Below are 20,225 nucleotides of genomic sequence, written 5' to 3' on the forward strand. Positions count from 1 at the left end.
TACAAAAAGTGACGAGCTGCGCATCTCTTAAACCAAGCTCAAACACTCCTTATTCACTGTTATTTAGATGTGCGATATTGCGTTTTTGGTCGATGAATTGACCACCATTAGTTAAGTAATGTGAAGCTAGATAAGTAATATGAAAATAGCTAATTGATGTGAGAACAGGTAAGTAACGTGAAAACAGAAAAACAAAAAATGCTAGCAGGTGAACCTTATCAGGCTTGGGATAAAGAGCTTTATGCAGCTCGTATCGAATGTCGCAAGGTGCTTCAAAAACTCAATAACAGTATTCCTGGCACATCTGAATGGGAAGCAGCAACGCAAGAGCTCATTCCGGACTGTGAAAATGCACATTTAGAACCTCCATTTCGTTGTGACTACGGCTCGAACATCAAGCTAGGCAAGAACTTCTACGCTAACTTTAACTGCGTGATTTTGGATGTGGCTGAAGTGACTATTGGCGATAATGTGCTGCTTGGTCCGAACGTTCAAATCCTGACTGCAGGTCACCCACTCGATGTGAAAGGCCGTGTAGAAGAAGGCGTTGAGTTTGGCACACCGATTAATGTTGGCAACAATGTTTGGCTTGGCGGTGGTGTAATTATCTGCCCCGGTGTCACCATTGGCGAAAACAGCGTGATTGGCGCGGGCAGTGTCGTAACCAAAGACATCCCAGCCAATGTGGTTGCAGTCGGTAATCCATGTAAAGTGCTGAAAGCGATCGATAACGAGTAATAATCAGATTGAATTGATAAAGCCCGAACCTAGGTTCGGGCTTTATTTTTTCTATTCTTGCTAGATGCTAGATGCTAGATGCTAGATGGAACAGCTTGTTGTGCTTGCTTCTTATCTAACGCACCACTGAATCGAGTCAGAACAAGAGCGATCAGAACGATCACAGCACCTACCCAAGGGGTGTTCATTAATCCAGATTTCGCGACAATCAAACCACCGCCCCATGAGCCCAATGCAATACCGACGTTGAAGGCGGCAATGTTCAACCCAGAAGCGACATCGACTGCGTCTGGTGTGTATTTCTCAGCCAGTTTCACAACATACACTTGTAGCCCCGGAACGTTACCGAATGCGAATGCACCCCAAACCAAAATGGTAGCAACAGCTGCGTAAGGGTTTACTGCGGTAAAGTTGAATACCACCAGTACTGCGGCTAAACCAGAGAAGATAACGGTCAGTGCTTTAATTGGGCCCATCTTGTCGGCCATTTTTCCGCCCCAGATGTTACCGACCGCCACTGACACACCGTAAACCAACATGATTAAGCTGATTGAGCTCGAATCAAATCCTGATACATTTTCCAGTATTGGAGCAAGGAACGTAAACGCTGTGAATGTGCCGCCATAACCTAGTGCTGTGATAGCGTAAACCAACAGTAAGCGTGGTTGAGTTAGAACCTTTAGTTGTGCCGAAATCTTCGCCGCTGGTGGTTGCTTAAGGTTGCTTGGAACCAAGATAGCGCTACCGATAAGAGCAATAAGACCAAGCAGAGCCACGATCAAGAAGGTCGCTTGCCAGCCAAAGGTTTGCCCGATATAAGTGCCCAGTGGTACGCCGGTTACCAATGCAACCGTTAAACCTGTAAACATGATCGCAATGGCACTGGCTGCTTTATCTTTTGAAACCAAACCTGTCGCGATGGTCGATCCAATCGAGAAGAACACGCCATGGGCAAGGCCAGTCAAAATTCGTGCGGCGATCAGCGTGTTATAACCCGGAGCTTGCCACGCCAATAAGTTACCAATGACAAACAATGCCATCACGGTCAGCAACACCGCCTTACGATTCCATTTGCCGGTTAATGCCGTTAATACTGGTGCGCCAATGGCAACGCCAAGCGCGTATAAACTGACTAATAGGCCTGCCGATGGCAGAGATACATTCAAGTCGCTCGCCATGGTAGGAATCAAGCCTACGATGACAAATTCTGTGGTTCCGATGGCAAAGGCGCTGAGCGTCAATGCAAGTAATGCTAATGGCATAATCATCTCTCTTACTGTTCTTTGTTAAATACCGAGCGCGATAAAATGGGGCAGCTTGTGACTGCAATAGGAGCGCTTCGTTTGATGGCGAGGATTATCTAGCAATATATATTTGTGATAAATGACGCTATTAACAAATAACCTTTGTGTTATTTGCAATAATTGGAGAGTTAACCGATCATTGGATTAAGCTGATGAGATCGAAAAGACACAGATGATTTGAGCTGTGATGAGCACAAGCGAGATGACATTAAACAAAATGAAGATAGCGAAGGAGCCTTATGTTAACCCGTTCAGATGATTTAGAAATGGTACTCACCGTTGTCGATGCTGGTGGTTTTTCTGCGGCGGCAGAGGCGCTGGATGTGCAGGTCGCCAAGGTATCTCGTTCGGTGAGTAAGGTTGAGTCGCAACTCGGCGTCTCAATATTCAACCGAACAACGAGACGCGTGGAATTGACGGAGGAAGGACGGCAGTTTGTCGATTCAGTCAGGGTGGGATTACAGATGATTCAGAGCGCGGAAGAAGAAATCGTGTCGCGCGGAGAGTTGCCAAAAGGTCGTTTAAGAGTCGATGCCGCCAGTCCATTCGTATTCCATCAGCTAGTGCCGTTGGTGCAGTCATTCAAAGAGGCTTACCCAGACATTGAGTTGGAACTCACTTCCAACGAAGGCTTCGTTGATCTTCTCGAAAAGAGAACTGATGTTGCGATTCGAATCGGTAAGTTGTCCGATTCAACACTGCACGCTCGCCCGTTAGGAAAAAGTTTACTCCATATTGTGGCGTCACCTGATTATCTCGCTAAGCGTGGGCTGCCCACCAAACCTGAAGATTTGAGTTCGCATCAAATTGTGGGGTTTGCGGGTAACAAAGTGCTTAACCATTGGCCTTTACCAAACCAAAGTGATGTCGCGCCTACTGTGACAGCCAGTAATGGTGAAACCGTGCGTCAACTAGTCTTAGCTGGAAATGGGATTGCTTGTTTATCGGGGTTTATGGTGCAGGAAGATATGGCAGCAGGTCGCCTAATCCCTATTCTGGAACAAGACAAACTTGCCAACACAGACCGAGAGCGAGTGAATGCGGTTTACTACAAGTCGTCATCGGTCTCTAAACGTATCTCGGCGTTTATCGACTTTATTCAGCCCCGTTTGAGCTTGTAGGGAAGGCTTGTGTAGGGACGATAAACGTTATGTAGCGTGAACAATGTTTTCGGTGTTGATCCTTACATGCCCCTTAGATGAACAACAGCTTTAGCGCTTACGTAAGTAATGCGTTTGCACAATCTCATATAAGTAAGTCGACACGCCTGTTAGTGTGAAATCAAGCGGTGAAACTAGATCTCTAAACAATGGTGAAGCATCACCCAGACCGAACTGAACTCACCATTGAAATGGTCGAAAAGCCGCTGAGTTTATACTGTTTGGCGCTCACTCAACTTAAGTGATCTGTAGGCCAATTTACCGACCTTTAAATTTATACTGGATAATTACCTATAAATTTCAGGCTTTAGCAGTAATAATCAATGAATAGATCGGAATAGCTTGTTCATTGAAAAGCTGTACGGAAAGTTTCTAAAGACGCATCGTGAAAAGGAAGTCAGATACATGCCTGTGCTCCAACGCATCAGTTTAACGTTAATCTTAATCGCCGTTTTAGGTGGGTGTTCTTCACTTCCTGAAGGCATCGATCATCCAACAGAACCGCCAACCTCTCCTGCACCTAGTTCTTTATCGGTTCTAACCAATGAATTTCAGCCTGAAGCTTTAGAGCAAGGCACCACTGCGGTTCGTCTGCAAGAGTCTGGTTGGGATGCCTTGGCACAGCGATTAGCGCTGGTCGAAAGTGCCGAGCACACCATCGACATTCAATATTACATCTGGAACTCTGACGAATCGGGCAGCTATCTCGCTAGCCGTTTATTAGCAGCGGCCGAGCGCGGTGTGAAGGTTCGCGTAATGCTGGATGATATCAACCTCAACGAACGTGAAGGGTTGCTGTCGGCACTGGATGCACACCCGAACGTCGAGATTCGTATCTTCAACCCAACACCAACACGCCGCGGTTTCAGTAAATGGCTGAGCTTTGTCGGCGACTTTTCTCGTTTAAATCGCCGTATGCACAATAAGTCGTTTACCGTCGATGGTACTTTGTCTGTGGTGGGTGGACGTAATATTGGTGATGAATACTTCGACCTTTCTGATGAAATCAATTTCCGAGACCGCGATGTATTAGTCATGGGCTCGGTAGTTAACACCATCCAAACCAGTTTTGTTGAATACTGGAACAGCCGTTGGTCTTACCCTGTCGATATGCTGGGTGATGACGAGCAACCTGATCTCTCGAAGATAGATAATATTGTCGTTCCGCATTATCAAAATTACCCGGAATTGCCACTAGATCGTAAGGCTGCTGATAGTTTGCTGAAAGAGGTGATTGGTGAGATGGCATGGGTGAATGCGCGTTTTGTTTACGATCAGCCTGTTCCTGATGATTCAGACAATACCGATGAACCGAAAGCGACCGCGATTCTTCTAGGTAAGTTAGCGAGTGAATCGAAACAAGAGATCTTATTGGAATCGGCTTACCTTGTATTCGATGATGGTCAGCTTGAAGAGTGGCAAGTGTTGAACAATAAGGGCGTTGAGATAAAAGCGCTAACTAACTCTATGGCCTCTAATGATCTGGTGACTAATCATTCTGCTTATGCGGGCAGACGTTACGATATGTTGGAGCATGGCATCGATCTGTTTGAGCTAAAACCAGAATCTAAGTTGTGTGAAGCATCGACTCAAGACGCGTCTAAATGTGCGCCTGAGACAGCCTATGGCTTGCACGCTAAATCAGTCGTATTCGACCGCAGCATCGCGAGCATCGGCTCATTTAACTTCAACTTGCGCTCTACCTACCTCAATACTGAATCGGTTTTGATCATCGAAAATAAAGAGATTGCTGAAACGTTAGCAGACACTATTGAGCAAGCAATGAGTGAAGATAATAGCTGGCGCTTGGAATTGGAAGACGGTGATGTGTATTGGTATTCAGGCGATCAACGTTGGGACAGCGAACCTGACACTGGTCAATGGGAACGAATGCAGTCAGGCTTCCTACAGTTGTTACCGATTGAGAAATATCTGTAAGCTAGCCGCCTCCGGATAAATAAAAATGTCAGCGTATATTACGCTGACATTTTTGTTTGTACTGCTGTTTGCTGTGGTTTGTTGCAAGCTCTTAACGGCTTAACGGCTTAACGGCTTAACGCTTGGTCAGCTGCTTGCTGTTCAAGTAAGGCAGGATATGCGGGCGAGATTCGCCAGACAGCTTTTGCGTGATCTGCTGTGACCAACTGCTCTGTTTTTGGTTGCTTGAACGGCTTGCGTAGTAGCTTTGCATCGAATCATCGTAGCTGGCAATGTCATCTAGGCTCAGCGGTTGGTATTGGTTTTCGTGCATCACCACGTGAGCTGGAAGGCGAGGCTTGACCTCTGGTTGCTGTGCCGGATGACCTAAGCACATCCCAAACAACACGGCGGTATGTTGTGGTAGTTCTAACAGTTCATCGACTTGTTGTGCGCTGTTACGCAGCCCGCCAATGTACACGCCACCTAAACCTAGAGACTCAGCAGCCAACATGCAGTTTTGCGCCATGATGCCAGAATCGACAGCGCCAATCAGGGTCAGTTCAGTAAAGTCGGTTTTCACTTCAGGGTTGATTTGAGCGTGGCGTTGATAGTCGATACAGAACACCAAAAACTCAGCCGCGTTCTCCACGTAAGCTTGATTGCCTGCGTATTCGGCTAGCAGTTTACGCTTCTCTTTGTTTGTCACTCTCACGATAGAAACAGCCTGCAGTAAGCTCGATGACGAAGCCGCGAGACCAGCCTGAATAATCACATCAAGTTGTGCTTTTTCAATCGGTTGATTTGTATATTGACGAATGGAGCGGTGCCCCAGAATAGTTTCAATCGTGCTGTTCATAACTCTCAGACAGTCCTTGTGATGATGGCGTAGAGAATCACAATAACGACAATTACCATGAGCGTAAAGGGCATTAGAGCCTTTCTGGTTGACATATTTCAGCAGCGTCAGCCCAGTTTTTGAGATTCTATTTATAATCGATTAATGCCAGCTGCTATGCCGCTGGCATTTTATTATTGAGTGAAACTTGCTTCGAAATAGGCACCAAATGCTCAGAACGGTCGGATAAAATAGGGCATACTGGACTCAATATATAAACCCAAGAAAGTAACCACGCGCATGAATCCAATCTGCCTCAACGACCCTTTTTTTCTTCCTAATGGCCAAGTGATCAAAAATCGCCTGTTCAAATCGGCAATGAGTGAACAGCTAGGTGATAAACAGCATAACCCTAAGCAAGGTTTAGTCACGCTCTATCAGCGTTGGGCTCAAGGAGGAATTGGTCTATCCATAACGGGTAACGTGATGGTCGATAGAGGCGCGCTTGGTGAACCTAAAAACGTTGTGTTGGATGAACAAAGTGACTTAAGCGTATTTCGTGAGTGGGCGAAGGCTGGAGCACAAAATGGTTCGCAGATATGGATGCAATTGAACCACCCAGGAAAGCAAATCCCTAAATTCTTATGTGATAGCCCGGTTGCTCCTTCGGCTATCTCTTTAGAGCGTGGATTAGAGAAAGGCTTCAATACGCCACGAGCTCTGACTGAGACGGAAATAATCGCAATCATTGATAAATTTGCGCTGAGTGCAAAGCTATCAAAACAAGCGGGTTTTACCGGTGTGCAGATCCACGGTGCTCATGGTTATCTCGTGAGTCAGTTTTTGTCTTCAAGACATAATCAACGCCAAGACAAATGGGGTGGCTCACTCGAAAACAGACTTCGTTTTGTGCTTGAGGTTTATCGCGCGATTCGAAAAGAGGTCGGTGAAGATTTCCCTGTCGGAATTAAGCTTAACAGCGCCGACTTCATGAAAGGTGGCTTCACTGAAGAAGAGTCAATGCAGGTTGTACAAACTCTGAGTGATAACGGTATCGACCTGATTGAGATCTCTGGCGGCACCTATGAAAGTCCATCAATGATGGGTTCAAAGAGCAAAGCTGAATCAATCAAGTCCAGCACAGTAAAACGTGAAGCGTATTTTATGGATTACATGGTTAAGGCGAGAAAACTCGTGAGTACACCGCTGGTGGTCACGGGTGGTTTTCGAACCGCGCAAGCAATGAATGAAGCATTAAACACCTCGGCGACCGATTTTATTGGTATTGCGCGAACAATGGCGGTTGATCCTGATTTCCCTAACAAGTTAATTGAAAACCCTAGCCACGGCATGCCATTAACGGTGCCAACCACAGGAAAACCCGCATTAGACAAAGTGGCGATGGTCGGGCTGGTTTGGTATGAACATCAAATGTGGCGCATTGCCTCTGGCAAGAATGCTGACCCTAAACTTAGCGCATTAAGCGTGGTGGTAAAAACAATTCTCAGCGCTGGCTGGCACGCTTTCAAAAAGCGCAGAGTGTAAGCAGTCATGGATTGATAAAGCAGAACTTTGAGGAATTGAAGTTCTGCTTTTTTGTTTGTCTCCTTTTAAGTTCTCGATAAATACATCGCAGAGCACCCTCAGCCAGCTTAGCTGTGGTACTAATCTAATACCAACATGAGCATTGGTTATAGTGTTCATAAGTGGCAAATCAGAGTAGACCAACTAGGATGAATTGAATTAAACCCTACAATTAATTCAACAACATGGTAGTTGCTATGAAGAAAATAACCCTCTTATCTGTCGCGATCTTATCCAGTCTCTCTTTCTCATCTTTTGCTAAAGATTGTGATCCCAACTTGCTGCCTTCTTGGAAGGACAGCGAGAGTAAATCCGCTATCGTCGACTTTGTTGGGCAAGCCACTAAAGCTGAGTCTGATACGTTCGTGGCAATTGAAGATCGCATTGCCGTGTTCGATAACGACGGTACGCTTTGGTCGGAAAAGCCTTATTACTTCCAATTAGCCTTTGCACTAGATCGTGTAAAAGAGATGGCGCCTGATCACCCTGAATGGAAAACCGAAGCACCGTTTAAGTTTGTACTCGAAGATGATATTGAGAGCGTTCTGGGCAGCGGTGAAGAAGGGCTATTGAAAATCATCATGGCGACACATTCTGGTATGACTGTTGAGCAATACCAGCAAGACGTTGAGCAATGGCTGACGGTAGCAAAAGATAAACGTTTCAACAAAGCCTACACAGACCTTACTTATCAGCCAATGAAAGAGATGCTGACTTACCTGCAAGAGCATGACTTTAAGACTTATATTGTGTCGGGCGGAGGCGTTGATTTCATGAGAGCGTGGGCTCCACAAGCTTATAATATTCCTACAGAGCAAATCATCGGTAGCGCGCTTAAATACAACTACAGCTACAACGATGGTAAGCCAACCGTTACTAAAGACTCGTCCATTTTGACCATTGATGACAAAGCCGGAAAGGTCACTAACATTCAGCATATTATCGGCAAGAAACCTATTCTAGCGGTCGGCAACTCAGACGGTGACCAAGCGATGATGCAATGGGCTACGAGCCAACCCAACTCAATGGCGATGATTGTTCATCACACTGATGCTGAGCGCGAGTGGCAGTACGATCGTGAGTCTCACGTTGGCAAGCTTGATAAAGCGCTAGATGAGGCGAATTCCAGAGAGGATTGGACACTGATCGACATGAAATCAGATTGGTGTGAGGTGTACTAACGCCAAGTATACCCTTGGTCAAAACTTCAAAGGCTCGGATTTTAAATTCGAGCCTTTTTTGTGAGCGGAGGTTTTGGGAATGAACGGTTTGAAAGCAATCGTTTGAAAGGAATAAGGTGTTATGGGTTCGCTTTAAGCAAGAACGTACTATAAATTTTCAATGCATGACGGTTTAATCGAGTTAGTCGGAAATTAAAGGAATAGCAAAATGAAAACGATCGGTTTGCTCGGCGGTATGAGTTGGGAGTCGACAGTGAGCTACTACAAATCCATCAACGAGGGCGTTAAAGCCACACTCGGCGGGCTCAATTCTGCAAAGGTTTGTATGTACAGCGTGAACTTCGATGAGATAGAAAAGCTTCAACATCAAGGTCGCTGGGCTGAGACGGCGGATATCTTATCGGACGCGGCTTTATCGGTAGAGAAAGCCGGAGCGGACTTCATCCTGATCTGTACCAATACCATGCATAAGGTCGTTCCTGAGATCGAAGAGAAGATCACGATTCCTATCTTGCACATCGCTGATACCACAGCGCAGAAGTTGCTGGAACAAGGAGTGAAGAAAGTCGGATTACTCGGCACGGCTTTCACGATGGAACAAGATTTCTATAAAGGCCGCCTGACTAACAAATTCGGTATCGATGTGGTGATTCCTGATGAGAGTGACCGAGAGAAAGTCCACAACATCATTTATCAAGAGCTGTGTCGAGGCCAAGTAAAAGAAGAATCTCGAGATGTATACCGTCAAATCATTGAGAAGCTAGGCCAACAAGGTGCAGAAGCCGTTATTCTGGGCTGTACTGAAATCGCCCTCCTGATTCAGCAGCAACACACTGATGTTCCCTTGTTTGATACCACAGCCATTCATGCAGAAGCGGCTGTACGTTTGGCGACGAGTGACTAACTTCTAGTTCTTATTCTTAGTTCCATAGCTGTCCTATTTTCGCTCTTGTACGATTTTCATTCGTTGAAGTGAAAGTTTTTTGTACAAAAGCAGGTCGTTAGTTAAAGAAGCGATGCTTTGTTCATTAACCAAGGCCTTATCGGTAGGTAAGGTTTTAGTTAATGACTGAGGTATCCGCGCTTTTAAACACTATGCTTTAGTCATGACCGAAAGAGGATTTATTATGAAATGGCTTATCTTATCTGTAACGCTGTTATTCGTGGCAGGATGCCAATCAACAGGCTCTGAAACATCTTCACATGATCAAATGAATAAAGTAGATACAAGCGGGTGCAGTAGCTAATCTCTTTGTAGAAACATTTTTCAGCTGCTTCGATAACGATTGTTAACTCTACTTGTATATAGATCTACCTTATAAAGCCTTGTGTTCTTACAAGGCTTTCTTCTATGTAAAGCATCTTATTTTTTTAGGTGGATGTTGTAAATTTGTGAATCTGAACTGTCTATATTCTAGGCTGTGTACTGGATCTCATTTGTTATTTGAGTCCCTTGCTAAGGTAAATAATGAATGTGTACTACCAATCACTTTACTCAACTTAAGAGGTTTCTATGCTAGGTGAAAATCACTCTCTTGTTCACGAATTTCCTGAAATGAAAGACAAAATTGCTGAGCTTGCTAAAACTGACGATGGCTTTGCAGAAGATATGAAGACATACGACAACCTTGATAAAGAGATTCGTAAACTAGAGCTGAAAGATTCACCCATTGATGACGGCTCGATGCACCAATTGAAACATGATCGTTCTGAGCTTAAAGATTCACTGCATGCTCGTTTAACTGGCTAGTGAGTTGGCAATTTTGCTGACTAGCTAAATGGCGAATTACAGACTTAGACAAAAACTCCTTCGGGAGTTTTTTTTCGTTTTGGCTCAATCACTTCTTCACAATTCAACTGAGTTAATACGTTGTATTGTTATGTTAATGACGCATAATGAGGGTTACTGGTACACGATTTTTAAGATTTTATTGGTAATCTCATGAATATTGAACACCTCAAATTGTTTGTTCGTTTAGCTTCCACACATAACATCAGCATGGCTGGGCAAGAGCTTGGTTTGTCTCCTGCTGTTGCAAGCTCGCACATCAGTAAACTGGAAGACAATTTAGGCGTTCGCTTGGTCCACCGAACCACTCGTAAGGTCTCTTTAACCGAAGAGGGGGAAGCATTCTTACCTCATGCTGAAGAAGTGTTATCGAGCGTGGATGCTGCCAAATCGGCGGTCGGTGTGGGTTGTGATTCTCCAACCGGAACGTTGCGAGTTACCGCATCTGCGTCTTTTGGACGTTTGCATCTTGTTCCTGCCTTACCTGGATTCTTAGAGCGCTACTCTGGGTTAAAAGTCGATCTCAGGCTATCAGATTCGATGGTGGATGTTGTTGAGGGTGGCTTTGATATCGCGATTCGTATCTCGGAGCTGAAAGACTCGACTCTGATTGCCCGAAAACTTGCGACAGACAAGCGTATTGTGTGTGCATCGCCTGATTACTTAATCAAATATGGTAAGCCAACCACACCTCGAGATCTTAACGATCATCAATGTATTAGCTTAATTGGTTTAGAAAACTGGACCTTCAATGCTGAAAGCGGGCCTAAGACGATTAAGGCATCTGGGTCGTTCAGGGCAGATAACGGGGAAGCACTGCGTGACGCAGCCTCAGGTGGTATGGGGATCACGGTGACATCGAATTGGTGTGCCTATGAACAACTGAAAAGCGGTCAGCTGGTTCAAATATTAGAAGATTACCCATTAACATCAGAGCCTGCAATTTGGGCTGTGTACCCAAGTACAAGGTTACTTGCACCAAAGGTGAGAGCCTTCATTGACTACTTCTCTGAATATTATGGTAATCCGCCGTATTGGGAGAAAACATAGAGACAAACGTTATTAAAGCGCTGACATGGTGAGCGTTTTTAAATGTGTTGTTTCGTTGAGATAAAGAATAGCAACCTTTTGTGAAGTTGATAATCAACCGGATTAATAAAACACTATTTAGTTTTTGTTGAAAATAGAGGTGTGAATAAAGTCTCAGGCTGAGCGGAATAGTAGACAATAAAAAAGCTTAGCGTGGGGAGCGCTAAGCTTTGTCATTATTTATATTCAGGAGCGGATGGTTTTGCTAGAAGAACTAACCGACTTGAGAAAAGTTCACCACAGTGCTTTCAAGATTCTCTTTTAAGTAGCTAGAAACTGCATGCTGCTCTGTTTCACTTAAGTACAGGCCAAGCTTGGTTCTGCGCCACAAGATGTCTTCGTCAGTCATCGCCATCTCTTCATTGATCAAGTAATCGATCTCAGCTTGATAAACGCCGTGTGCTTCGCTTGAGAATTGGGTACCAAGATCAGCTTCGCTCGTTGCACCTTCCAGCAGCTTCCAAGTGTAAGTACCAAATTGAGTCACATAACGTAGTAACAGTGCTTCTGATATCCAAGGGTACTTGGTGTGGATCATCTTAGCGAGCTGTTCTCTGCTGCAGCTGAAGTTACCGCCTGGAAGCGTGTTGTTGGCTGTCCAAGGCGCACCCATATTGGTTAGGTGTGGTTCTAACTTCTTAAGTGCTGCTTCGCCTAGCTTACGATAAGTGGTCAACTTGCCACCGAAGATCGAAAGCAGTGGTGCTTGATCAAGTTCTGCGTCTAATTCGAGCGTGTAGTCACGAGTGATCGCTTGCGGTGAATCAGATTCATCGTCACAAAGCGGTCTTACGCCACTGTATGTCCAAACCACATCTTCACGACCCAGCTGTTTAACAAAGTGTTGGTTAACAATATCAATCAAGTAATCCACTTCGACATCATCAATTGCGACGTTGCGTGGGTCGCCTTTGTATTCAAGGTCGGTAGTACCGATGATCGAGAATTTATCTAGGTAAGGGATCATGAACACAATGCGATTGTCTTTGTTTTGCAGAATGTACGCTTGTGGTTCGTCGTGAATGCGTGGCACAACAATGTGCGAGCCTTTGATCAGACGAATATTACGAGGCGAAGCCTGCTCTAATCCATCATCAAAGAACTGCTTAACCCAAGGGCCAGCAGCGTTAACCAGCGCTTTCGCTTTACGTTCAAAGCGTTGGTTTGTCATCACATCAAGGATCGTTACATGCCAAATACCACCTTCGCGGTGCGCTTTTTCAACACGGCAGTAGTTACGTACTTCTGCGTTATTTTCTTTTGCTGCCAACACGTTGAGCAATACCATACGAGCATCATCAACCCAGCAATCTGAGTATTCGAAGCCTGTCTTCATTTCTGGTTTCAGTAGCCCTGATTTTGCTAGGTTGACTGTCTTACTTCCAGGAAGAGTGGTGCGCTTACCCAAGTTATCGTAAAGGAATAGGCCACAGCGAATCATCCAAGCTGGGCGTAAAAATGGTCGATGAGGTAAACGGAAACGCATTGGCTGAGCAACGTGAGGCGCTTTTCTTAACAAGACTTCACGTTCAGCGAGTGCTTCCGAAACCAAACGAAATTCGTAATGTTCAAGGTAGCGTAGGCCACCGTGGATAAGCTTTGAGCTAGCAGAAGACGTCGCAGACGCGAAATCATTTGCTTCGTATAAGCCAACGTTTAGACCACGACCTGCTGCATCTGCCGCGATGCCTGCACCATTGATGCCGCCGCCAATCACGATCAAGTCTAAAGTGGAAGATGTACTGTTGTTTGAATTATTTTGTTGAGCACTCATGGTTTTGACCTCTTTCTGAGCGAACGAGCATTTTAGAACATAATTGAATCCTATATGAACTTTCGTTTGCGGTCATTTATTATTTTCGTTTATGCGCGTTTTATGTGATTTGGGCATAAAAAAACCTCTGCTTATGAAAGCAGAGGTTCAAATAAGACTAATTCGAGCATAGAAGCGACAGTGACAGCGAGCAAGTTTTACTTTATTAACTTTTCTATAAAGAATGGTGATTCATTTAAGAAAGTGGCGTCACTGAGCTCTTATGTTTAGTTATTCGCTCATAGGACGAGCGGTATCGATCACTTCTAATGGTATTGCCGAATCTTTAAGGATGTTGAGAATCTCTTCCGGTGGCTGCTTATTAGTAAACACCATGTGGGCCTGAGAGATATTGCCGAGCTTAACCATCGCGTTACGACCAAACTTAGTGTGGTCGACGGCTAAGAAGATGCTGCGACTGTTTTCGATGATGGCTTGTTTTACACGAACTTCGTGGTAATCAAAATCGAGCAGTGAGCCATCAAAGTCGATGCCGCTGATGCCTAAGATGCCGAAATCGAGGCGGAACTGCTTTACAAAGTCGAGTGTCGCTTCGCCAACAATACCGCCATCGCGGTTACGTACTTCACCGCCCGCCAAGATAACCTTGATCTCTGGGTTCGGAAGAAGGATGCTGGCAACGTTAATGTTGTTGGTGACGACTCTTAGCTGTTTGTGATTTTTATTGAGTGCACGTGCCACTGATTCTGGCGTGGTGCCGATATCAACGAACAGGGTTGCACCATCTGGGATGTGCTTAACCAGTTCGTCGGCGATCACGTCTTTTTCGTTGAAGTTAAGCGCTTTACGCGTGTTATAAGAGGTGTTTTCCGAGCTTAAAGGAATGGTTGCACCACCATGATAGCGACGAATTTTGTTTCTATCGGCAAGTTCATTGAGGTCTCGTCTGATGGTTTGTGGGCTGACATCGAACTTTTCAACGAGCTCTTCGGTGCTCACATATCCTTGTGTTTTTACCAGATCTACAATCTGCTGGTGTCTTGGTATCTGCTTCACTTAACTTACCACTCCCTGCGCGCAAAGGGCTCTAGCGCGTCAAAATCGAAAATATAAACTCACGCTATTGTGCTCGAATTGATGAAAAGAGAGAAGTAATGATGGTAAGGAATCATGTCTAAACCGCAAAAACGCTGGTCAAAAAGTGGAATTTGAGCCTGAAACGCAAAAAAGAGCACAAAATAGTGCTCTTTTTAGTTTCGTTTGCTGAGGTTCGAGCAATCTAATCGATGAGGCTGCTCGAGTTCCTAGGTCAACGATTAATGATTAACGATGAGCTGAATACTCAGTATTACTCTTCGTCGTCATCGTGCAGTTCAGACCAAACCTGTGCACACTTGATTGCACGCTTCCAGCCTTTGTAACGGCGGTTACGTTTCTCTTCGTCGTGGTGCGGCATGAAGGTGCGGTTAAGAACGGCTTTGTCTTGAAGCTCGTCAATGCTGTCCCAGAAACCAACCGCTAGGCCAGCAAGGTATGCTGCTCCCAGAGCGGTAACTTCAGTTACTTCAGGACGGTGAACTTCTGTATCTAGCACGTCTGATTGGAATTGCATTAGGAAGTTGTTCGCTACTGCGCCGCCATCAACACGTAGGTTTGCTAGCTTGATGCCAGAGTCCGCTTGCATCGCATCCAATACGTCACGAGTTTGGTAAGCAATACCTTCCAGTGTTGCACGAATGATGTGGTTAGAGTTAACACCACGAGTCAGGCCAACAATCGTACCGCGAGCGTAAGCATCCCAGTATGGTGCGCCTAAACCAGTAAACGCAGGGACTACGTAAACGCCGTTTGAAGAATCTACTTTGGTTGCGAAGTACTCAGAGTCTTCTGCGCCAGCCAGTAGCTTCATTTCATCACGTAACCATTGGATAGATGCGCCACCCATGAATACCGCACCTTCAAGTGCATAAGCTGGTTCGCCTGTAGGACCACATGCTAATGTCGTTAATAGGCCGTTCTTCGATGTTACTTTCTCTTGGCCTGTGTTCATCAGTAGGAAACAGCCCGTGCCGTATGTGTTTTTCGCTTGACCAGCTTCAACACACATTTGACCGTAAAGCGCTGCTTGTTGGTCACCCGCAATACCAGCGATTGGAATACGAGTACCGCCTTTACCACCAAGGTTCGTTTGGCCGTAAACTTCAGAAGAGCGTTTCACTTCAGGCATCATTGATGCTGGAATACCCATCTCGTCTAGTAGCTTGCTGTCCCAGCATAGGTCGTTGATGTTAAACAACATAGTGCGTGATGCGTTAGTGTAATCCGTAACGTGAACACGGCCTTGAGTCATCTTCCAAACCAACCAAGTATCAACCGTACCGAACAGTAGCTTACCTGCTTCAGCGTCTTCGCGAGCGCCTTCAACGTTGTCTAGAATCCATTTTACTTTGGTACCTGAGAAATACGGGTCAAGGACTAAGCCAGTATTGTCACGTACGTAGTCTTCTAGGCCACGCGCTTTAAGGTCTTCACAGATGTCTGCTGTACGGCGACACTGCCATACGATGGCGTTATAAACCGGCTTACCTGTCTCTTTGTTCCAAACAATGGTGGTTTCACGTTGGTTAGTGATACCAATGCCCGCTAGCTCATCGCTGCGGATGCCTGCTTTAGCCAAAGCTTCAACCAATGTAGAGCTTTGCGTTGCCCAGATTTCCATTGGATCATGCTCAACCCAACCCGCTTTCGGGTAGATTTGAGTAAATTCACGTTGAGAAGAACTAACGATGTTTGCATCGTGGTCGAGGATTACAGCGCGAGAGCTTGTGGTGCCTTGGTCTAGGGCAACAATGTATTTTTGCTCGGTCATGGTAAGAATCCTTTTTCTTTTGTTATTTATATTTTAGTAAATGTAGGGGCGCTTAGTGATTAAGCTTGAGCTTGTTCAGCTTCTTGTTCTGTTTCACATTGGTTTGGAATTGTGCAGCCTTGGCCTTCAACTGGTAGGTAAGCACCGATAACACGTGGGTACAACCAACCACCAAAACACGCACCAGCAATTGGAGCAAGAATTGGAACGATGAAGTAAGGAATATCACGAGCACCGCTTAGTGCGAAATCCCAACCTGCAAAGTAAGCAAAAAGTTTTGGTCCGAAGTCACGAGCAGGGTTCATTGCAAAGCCAGTCAGTGGACCTAAAGAACCACCGATAACCGCGATAAGAATACCGATCAGTAGAGGGTTCATTGCGCCGCGAGATGCGCCATTGTTCTCATCACCTAACGCTAAAATGGCAAACATCAACACTGCAGTAATCACGAATTCCACAGCAAAAGCGCCGAAGAAAGAAAGTGAAGCATGTGGGTAAGTCGAGAAGATACCAGCAGTTGATAGTGCGTCTTGGCTGCTACGAACGAAGTTATGTGCGATTTCGTAGTCAGTAAATAGGTTGCTGTACAGGCTGTAAACCAATGCTGCAGAGCAGAAAGCGCCAAGCAGTTGCGAAATGATGTAAGGCACCACTTTCGCTTTATCAAAACCATGGAACATGGCCAGTGCAATCGTTACGGCTGGGTTGATGTGTGCGCCTGAAACGCCGGCAGTACAGTAAATTGCAATCGCAACACCGAAGCCCCAGATGATGCTGATTTCCCATTGTCCGAATGTCGCACCGGTTAATACCAGAGCGGCCACACAGCCAACGCCAAAGAATATGAGTAATCCTGTACCGATAAATTCAGCCAAGCATTGCCCAAATAAAGAAGGGTGTTTGTTTGTTGTCATGTTCGAGTCCTTTTTAGTTTTGCTTATCTAGCACGTGTATTGTGCATATATTTGCGAACTCGAAAATAAACGAACATCAAAAGTGAGCGTTTGAGCATAAAATTGTTAATTAAAGTCACTTGAAATGTTAATCCGAACACTTTTGCTCGAAAAAGATGCTCGCATGAACGTCATTGCTCGAATTGATAGGTTGCGAAGCCGCTCAAACTACCTATATGTAAATGAATGCGCAACTGGTACGAGGAGTTTATGTTTGGATTTGTGATGCTACTTCGTGAGTGGTGGATTATTAGACTTAATTAGGGAGGGCTGTGTGATGTTTTTGCTATGTAACAAGGGCGTTAACAAATGAGCTTATATGCATAAATGAATAAACTGCCAACTATGTTGTAGTTTGGCAGTTTTCATTTGGGTGTATGTTCTTGTTATACGATACGAACTTACCGCTCTAAACCAAAGCTGCCACTTTCCCTTTCGCTACCAATTGATCTCGAACCGAGTCATACGCCCAGTTGAACGCAATCGCGTAAAGTACGAAGAAAATAACTAGGCCGATGTCCATGATCAGTACGGTTAGGAAGTCGAGTTGTAGAACCCACATCAAGACAGGTAGAGTCACTGTCATTAAGCCAAGCTCAAAACCTAATCCGTGCAGGATACGTGTTTTCGTGGTTCTTTTGCTTCGGTCTGTTCCGTAAATTTTGTCGTAGCCATAGTTGTAAACGTAGTTCCAAGCCATCGCTATCAATGATATTGCAAGCGCTAAGCCTGCCATTTCACCTGCGCCATTTCCTGTAACATAGGTTGCAAGCCCTGCCATTAGAACCAAAGCAACCAATTCAAATAGCACCATGTGCAACATGCGTTCTTTATGTGACATTTTTCTAACTCTCTTTACGATTAAATAGCCGCCGATGGGCTAATGACTTGGCTAGATAATATCTACTTAAGTGATAATATAAAGATAGTTAGTATCACATATAGTGATAGTAAGTTTGGGGGAAACCGAATGTACAACATTGAACAACTGAAAATGTTTGTGTATGCCGTTGAATTAGGGTCATTTTCTGCCAGTGCTCGTCATTTGGGTAAGGTACAGTCGGCGGTGAGCCAAGGCATCAGTAATCTTGAAATCGATTTTAATGTTGAGCTTTTTGATCGTTCGACTCGAAAGCCTTCACTAACCAAAGCGGGTGAGCAGTTATTTAAACAGGTGAAAGCAATCGTGCTTCAGGTTGAAGATCTGAATGTGACGGTTAACGCGATGGGTAGCGGTGAAGAGGGGCTCATCAAAATTGCATTAGATGATTCATTGCTGGTTCCGAACCTATCTAAGATCCTTAGTCAGTTCAGTCAACAATTCCCTGCGACCGAAGTTGAACTGGTTGCGTGTACCACGACAGAGGTCAATCCGTTGATTATCGAAGAGAGGGCCGACATTGGATTGATGTTTACCAACTTGGCTTTTGATGTCGGCTCTGAGCCTTGCTTTATCGGTCACTTACCGTTTATTGCTGTGTGTCATCCAAGTCATGCGCTCGCAAAAACAGGTGTGGCGAAACTCTCTGACTTACTCCCGCATCGTCAGTTAATGTTGAGGGGAGACAAAGGTAAGGTGATGGATCAGTTTCCGCTGATTGCCGGAAAGGTATGGTGGTCAAACAGCTTTATCGTCATTAAAGAGATGATTCTTGGTAGCGATATCGGTTGGGCATACTTACCGAAACACCTTGTTGAAGAAGAGCTTATTAAACAGCGCTTGGTAGAGGTGAATGTGTCATTTGACCATAAAACTTGGTCGCCTCCGGTTGATCTTGTTCTGTCTAAAACACGCTCAAAAGGTCCTGCATTACTTTGGCTTGAACAAGCATTGAAAGGCCTATTAGACGAAACTGAATAAAGAAAAGGCTCACCGTTTAACGTGTGAGCCTTTCTGTTCAAAGTGATGCTGCTTTTTGTTAGTTCTAGTTCTAGGTGTAGACGTAGATGCTATACGCTAGGTTTAACCGTCTGACCGTTGTAGTACTTGTCTTTCATCTTAAGCGCCACGTTCACAAGGTAAATCAGCACAGGGACTTCAATCAGTGGACCGATAACGCCTGCAAACGCTTGGTCTGAGTTGATACCGAATACTGAGATAGCCACGGCAATCGCTAGCTCGAAGTTGTTACCTGTTGCTGTAAATGCAATTGATGCGTTCTTGTCGTACTCGATGCCCATCTTTTTACCGATGAAGAAACTGATGAAGAACATCGCAGTGAAGTAGATAGTCAGTGGAACCGCAATTAATAGAACGTCCATTGGCAGTTCAACAATCATTTCACCTTTCAGGCTGAACATCAGAACGATGGTTGCCAGTAGTGCAATCAGTGTGATTGGAGAGATACGTGGAATAAACACATCGTTGTACCACTGCTCGCCTTTCATCGACACAAGGATCTTACGGCTTAGGAAGCCCGCTAGGAATGGGATACCTAGGTAGATAAGTACACTGTGTGCAATGTCGATCATCGAGATATCAACCAACATGCCTTCGTAACCAAATACTGGTGGAAGAACGCTGATGAACAACCACGCCATAAAGCTGTAGCTCACCACTTGGAATGCACTGTTTAGAGCAACCAATGCCGCGCCGTACTCTTTGTTACCGCCGCCGATGTCGTTCCAAACCAGAACCATCGCCACACAACGAGCAAGACCAATCAGAATCACCCCAACCATGTAACCTGGGTGGTCTCCCAAGAAAGTTAGTGCCAATACAAACATCAGAATTGGACCAACGATCCAGTTCATGATCAAAGAGAGCTTAATGGCTTTCTTATCTTTTACCACAGTGCCTAGCAGGTTGTAGTTAACCTTAGCCAGAGGTGGGTACATCATTAAGATAAGGCCAATCGCAAGCGGAATGTTAGTGGTGCCAACAGACATTGAATCGTTCCACTGTTCGATCTGTGGGAATAGGGTGCCGAGTAGTACACCAAGGCCCATGGCAATAAAAATCCACAGTGTTAAGTAGCGATCTAGAAAACCTAACTTTGGTTTCATGATAATCTCTCTTAGTTGATATC

The 20,225-nt window shown here is 45.1% G+C and carries 17 protein-coding genes; 9 read left to right on the plus strand and 8 right to left on the minus strand.

Annotated elements, in window-relative coordinates:
• Positions 1-177: 177 nt before the first annotated feature.
• Positions 178-738, plus strand: coding sequence for a sugar O-acetyltransferase (locus ACED41_RS09565; RefSeq protein WP_017064028.1), 561 nt, complete (start codon positions 178-180; stop codon positions 736-738).
• Positions 739-812: 74 nt separating this feature from the next.
• Here ACED41_RS09565 and ACED41_RS09570 read toward each other — a convergent pair whose 3' ends face one another.
• Positions 813-2,000, minus strand: a complete 1,188-nt coding sequence (locus ACED41_RS09570; RefSeq protein WP_017062388.1) for an MFS transporter — start codon at positions 1,998-2,000, stop codon at positions 813-815.
• A gap of 281 nt (positions 2,001-2,281) precedes the next feature.
• On the opposite strand from ACED41_RS09570, the gene ACED41_RS09575 reads away from it, so the two are divergent.
• A complete protein-coding gene (locus ACED41_RS09575; protein ID WP_017064026.1) occupies positions 2,282-3,163 on the plus strand; it encodes a LysR family transcriptional regulator in 882 nt (293 codons plus the stop codon).
• Positions 3,164-3,607: 444 nt separating this feature from the next.
• Positions 3,608-5,140, plus strand: coding sequence for a phospholipase D family protein (locus ACED41_RS09580; RefSeq protein ID WP_371724871.1), 1,533 nt, complete (start codon positions 3,608-3,610; stop codon positions 5,138-5,140).
• A gap of 115 nt (positions 5,141-5,255) precedes the next feature.
• Here the strand turns inward: ACED41_RS09580 and nfsA are convergent, their stop codons facing one another.
• Positions 5,256-5,978: an oxygen-insensitive NADPH nitroreductase gene (gene nfsA, locus ACED41_RS09585; protein ID WP_017066969.1), complete on the minus strand. Its 723-nt coding sequence runs from the start codon at positions 5,976-5,978 to the stop codon at positions 5,256-5,258.
• A 279-nt stretch (positions 5,979-6,257) separates the two neighbouring features.
• Here nfsA and ACED41_RS09590 point away from each other — a divergent pair, with 279 nt between their 5' ends.
• From ACED41_RS09590 to ACED41_RS09610, 5 genes are all read left to right on the plus strand, one after another.
• Positions 6,258-7,502 carry an NADH:flavin oxidoreductase/NADH oxidase family protein gene (locus ACED41_RS09590; RefSeq protein ID WP_371724872.1) on the plus strand — a complete coding sequence of 415 codons (1,245 nt, stop codon included), beginning with the start codon at positions 6,258-6,260 and terminating at the stop codon, positions 7,500-7,502.
• A gap of 236 nt (positions 7,503-7,738) precedes the next feature.
• Positions 7,739-8,722, plus strand: a complete 984-nt coding sequence (locus ACED41_RS09595) for an HAD family phosphatase (protein WP_108202399.1) — start codon at positions 7,739-7,741, stop codon at positions 8,720-8,722.
• A gap of 208 nt (positions 8,723-8,930) precedes the next feature.
• Positions 8,931-9,626 carry an aspartate/glutamate racemase family protein gene (locus ACED41_RS09600; protein ID WP_065583757.1) on the plus strand — a complete coding sequence of 232 codons (696 nt, stop codon included), beginning with the start codon at positions 8,931-8,933 and terminating at the stop codon, positions 9,624-9,626.
• 609 nt (positions 9,627-10,235) lie between these two features.
• Positions 10,236-10,472 (plus strand): YdcH family protein, encoded by a 237-nt coding sequence (locus ACED41_RS09605; protein ID WP_065606862.1) that lies wholly within the window; start codon positions 10,236-10,238, stop codon positions 10,470-10,472.
• 192 nt (positions 10,473-10,664) lie between these two features.
• The gene (locus ACED41_RS09610; RefSeq protein WP_017064022.1) at positions 10,665-11,561 is read left to right on the plus strand and encodes a LysR family transcriptional regulator; all 897 of its coding nucleotides are present in this window, start codon (positions 10,665-10,667) and stop codon (positions 11,559-11,561) included.
• A gap of 253 nt (positions 11,562-11,814) precedes the next feature.
• Here ACED41_RS09610 and glpD read toward each other — a convergent pair whose 3' ends face one another.
• From glpD to ACED41_RS09635, 5 genes are all read right to left on the minus strand, one after another.
• Complete coding sequence (gene glpD / locus ACED41_RS09615) at positions 11,815-13,374, minus strand: glycerol-3-phosphate dehydrogenase (RefSeq protein ID WP_017064021.1); 1,560 nt, start codon at positions 13,372-13,374, stop codon at positions 11,815-11,817.
• Positions 13,375-13,644: 270 nt separating this feature from the next.
• Entirely contained in the window at positions 13,645-14,430 is a 786-nt protein-coding gene (locus ACED41_RS09620; protein WP_017064020.1) for a DeoR/GlpR family transcriptional regulator, read from the minus strand.
• A gap of 292 nt (positions 14,431-14,722) precedes the next feature.
• Entirely contained in the window at positions 14,723-16,243 is a 1,521-nt protein-coding gene (glpK, locus tag ACED41_RS09625; protein WP_371724873.1) for a glycerol kinase GlpK, read from the minus strand.
• Positions 16,244-16,302: 59 nt separating this feature from the next.
• Entirely contained in the window at positions 16,303-17,157 is an 855-nt protein-coding gene (locus tag ACED41_RS09630) for an MIP/aquaporin family protein (protein WP_019827050.1), read from the minus strand.
• 448 nt (positions 17,158-17,605) lie between these two features.
• Positions 17,606-18,037: a PACE efflux transporter gene (locus ACED41_RS09635; protein ID WP_048610473.1), complete on the minus strand. Its 432-nt coding sequence runs from the start codon at positions 18,035-18,037 to the stop codon at positions 17,606-17,608.
• A gap of 129 nt (positions 18,038-18,166) precedes the next feature.
• Between ACED41_RS09635 and ACED41_RS09640 the strand changes: the two genes are divergently transcribed.
• Positions 18,167-19,057 (plus strand): LysR family transcriptional regulator, encoded by an 891-nt coding sequence (locus ACED41_RS09640; RefSeq protein ID WP_371724874.1) that lies wholly within the window; start codon positions 18,167-18,169, stop codon positions 19,055-19,057.
• A gap of 89 nt (positions 19,058-19,146) precedes the next feature.
• Here ACED41_RS09640 and arsB read toward each other — a convergent pair whose 3' ends face one another.
• On the minus strand, positions 19,147-20,202 hold the full coding sequence (gene arsB, locus ACED41_RS09645; RefSeq protein WP_017065681.1) for an ACR3 family arsenite efflux transporter: 1,056 nt from the start codon (positions 20,200-20,202) through the stop codon (positions 19,147-19,149).
• Positions 20,203-20,225: the final 23 nt, after the last annotated feature.

The sequence above is a fragment of the Vibrio sp. 1F255 genome, assembly GCF_041439145.1.
GTDB lineage: Bacteria > Pseudomonadota > Gammaproteobacteria > Enterobacterales > Vibrionaceae > Vibrio > Vibrio crassostreae_C.

Excerpts from the sequence above, each read along its gene's own strand:
- ACED41_RS09570 (WP_017062388.1), bottom strand. The coding sequence starts at position 2,000 with ATGCCATTAGCATTACTTGCATTGACGCTCAGCGCCTTTGCCATCGGA.
- ACED41_RS09575 (WP_017064026.1), top strand. The coding sequence starts at position 2,282 with ATGTTAACCCGTTCAGATGATTTAGAAATGGTACTCACCGTTGTCGAT.
- ACED41_RS09580 (WP_371724871.1), top strand. The coding sequence starts at position 3,608 with ATGCCTGTGCTCCAACGCATCAGTTTAACGTTAATCTTAATCGCCGTT.
- nfsA (WP_017066969.1), bottom strand. The coding sequence starts at position 5,978 with ATGAACAGCACGATTGAAACTATTCTGGGGCACCGCTCCATTCGTCAA.
- ACED41_RS09590 (WP_371724872.1), top strand. The coding sequence starts at position 6,258 with ATGAATCCAATCTGCCTCAACGACCCTTTTTTTCTTCCTAATGGCCAA.
- ACED41_RS09595 (WP_108202399.1), top strand. The coding sequence starts at position 7,739 with ATGAAGAAAATAACCCTCTTATCTGTCGCGATCTTATCCAGTCTCTCT.
- ACED41_RS09600 (WP_065583757.1), top strand. The coding sequence starts at position 8,931 with ATGAAAACGATCGGTTTGCTCGGCGGTATGAGTTGGGAGTCGACAGTG.
- ACED41_RS09605 (WP_065606862.1), top strand. The coding sequence starts at position 10,236 with ATGCTAGGTGAAAATCACTCTCTTGTTCACGAATTTCCTGAAATGAAA.
- ACED41_RS09610 (WP_017064022.1), top strand. The coding sequence starts at position 10,665 with ATGAATATTGAACACCTCAAATTGTTTGTTCGTTTAGCTTCCACACAT.
- glpD (WP_017064021.1), bottom strand. The coding sequence starts at position 13,374 with ATGAGTGCTCAACAAAATAATTCAAACAACAGTACATCTTCCACTTTA.
- glpK (WP_371724873.1), bottom strand. The coding sequence starts at position 16,243 with ATGACCGAGCAAAAATACATTGTTGCCCTAGACCAAGGCACCACAAGC.
- ACED41_RS09630 (WP_019827050.1), bottom strand. The coding sequence starts at position 17,157 with ATGACAACAAACAAACACCCTTCTTTATTTGGGCAATGCTTGGCTGAA.
- ACED41_RS09635 (WP_048610473.1), bottom strand. The coding sequence starts at position 18,037 with ATGTCACATAAAGAACGCATGTTGCACATGGTGCTATTTGAATTGGTT.
- ACED41_RS09640 (WP_371724874.1), top strand. The coding sequence starts at position 18,167 with ATGTACAACATTGAACAACTGAAAATGTTTGTGTATGCCGTTGAATTA.
- arsB (WP_017065681.1), bottom strand. The coding sequence starts at position 20,202 with ATGAAACCAAAGTTAGGTTTTCTAGATCGCTACTTAACACTGTGGATT.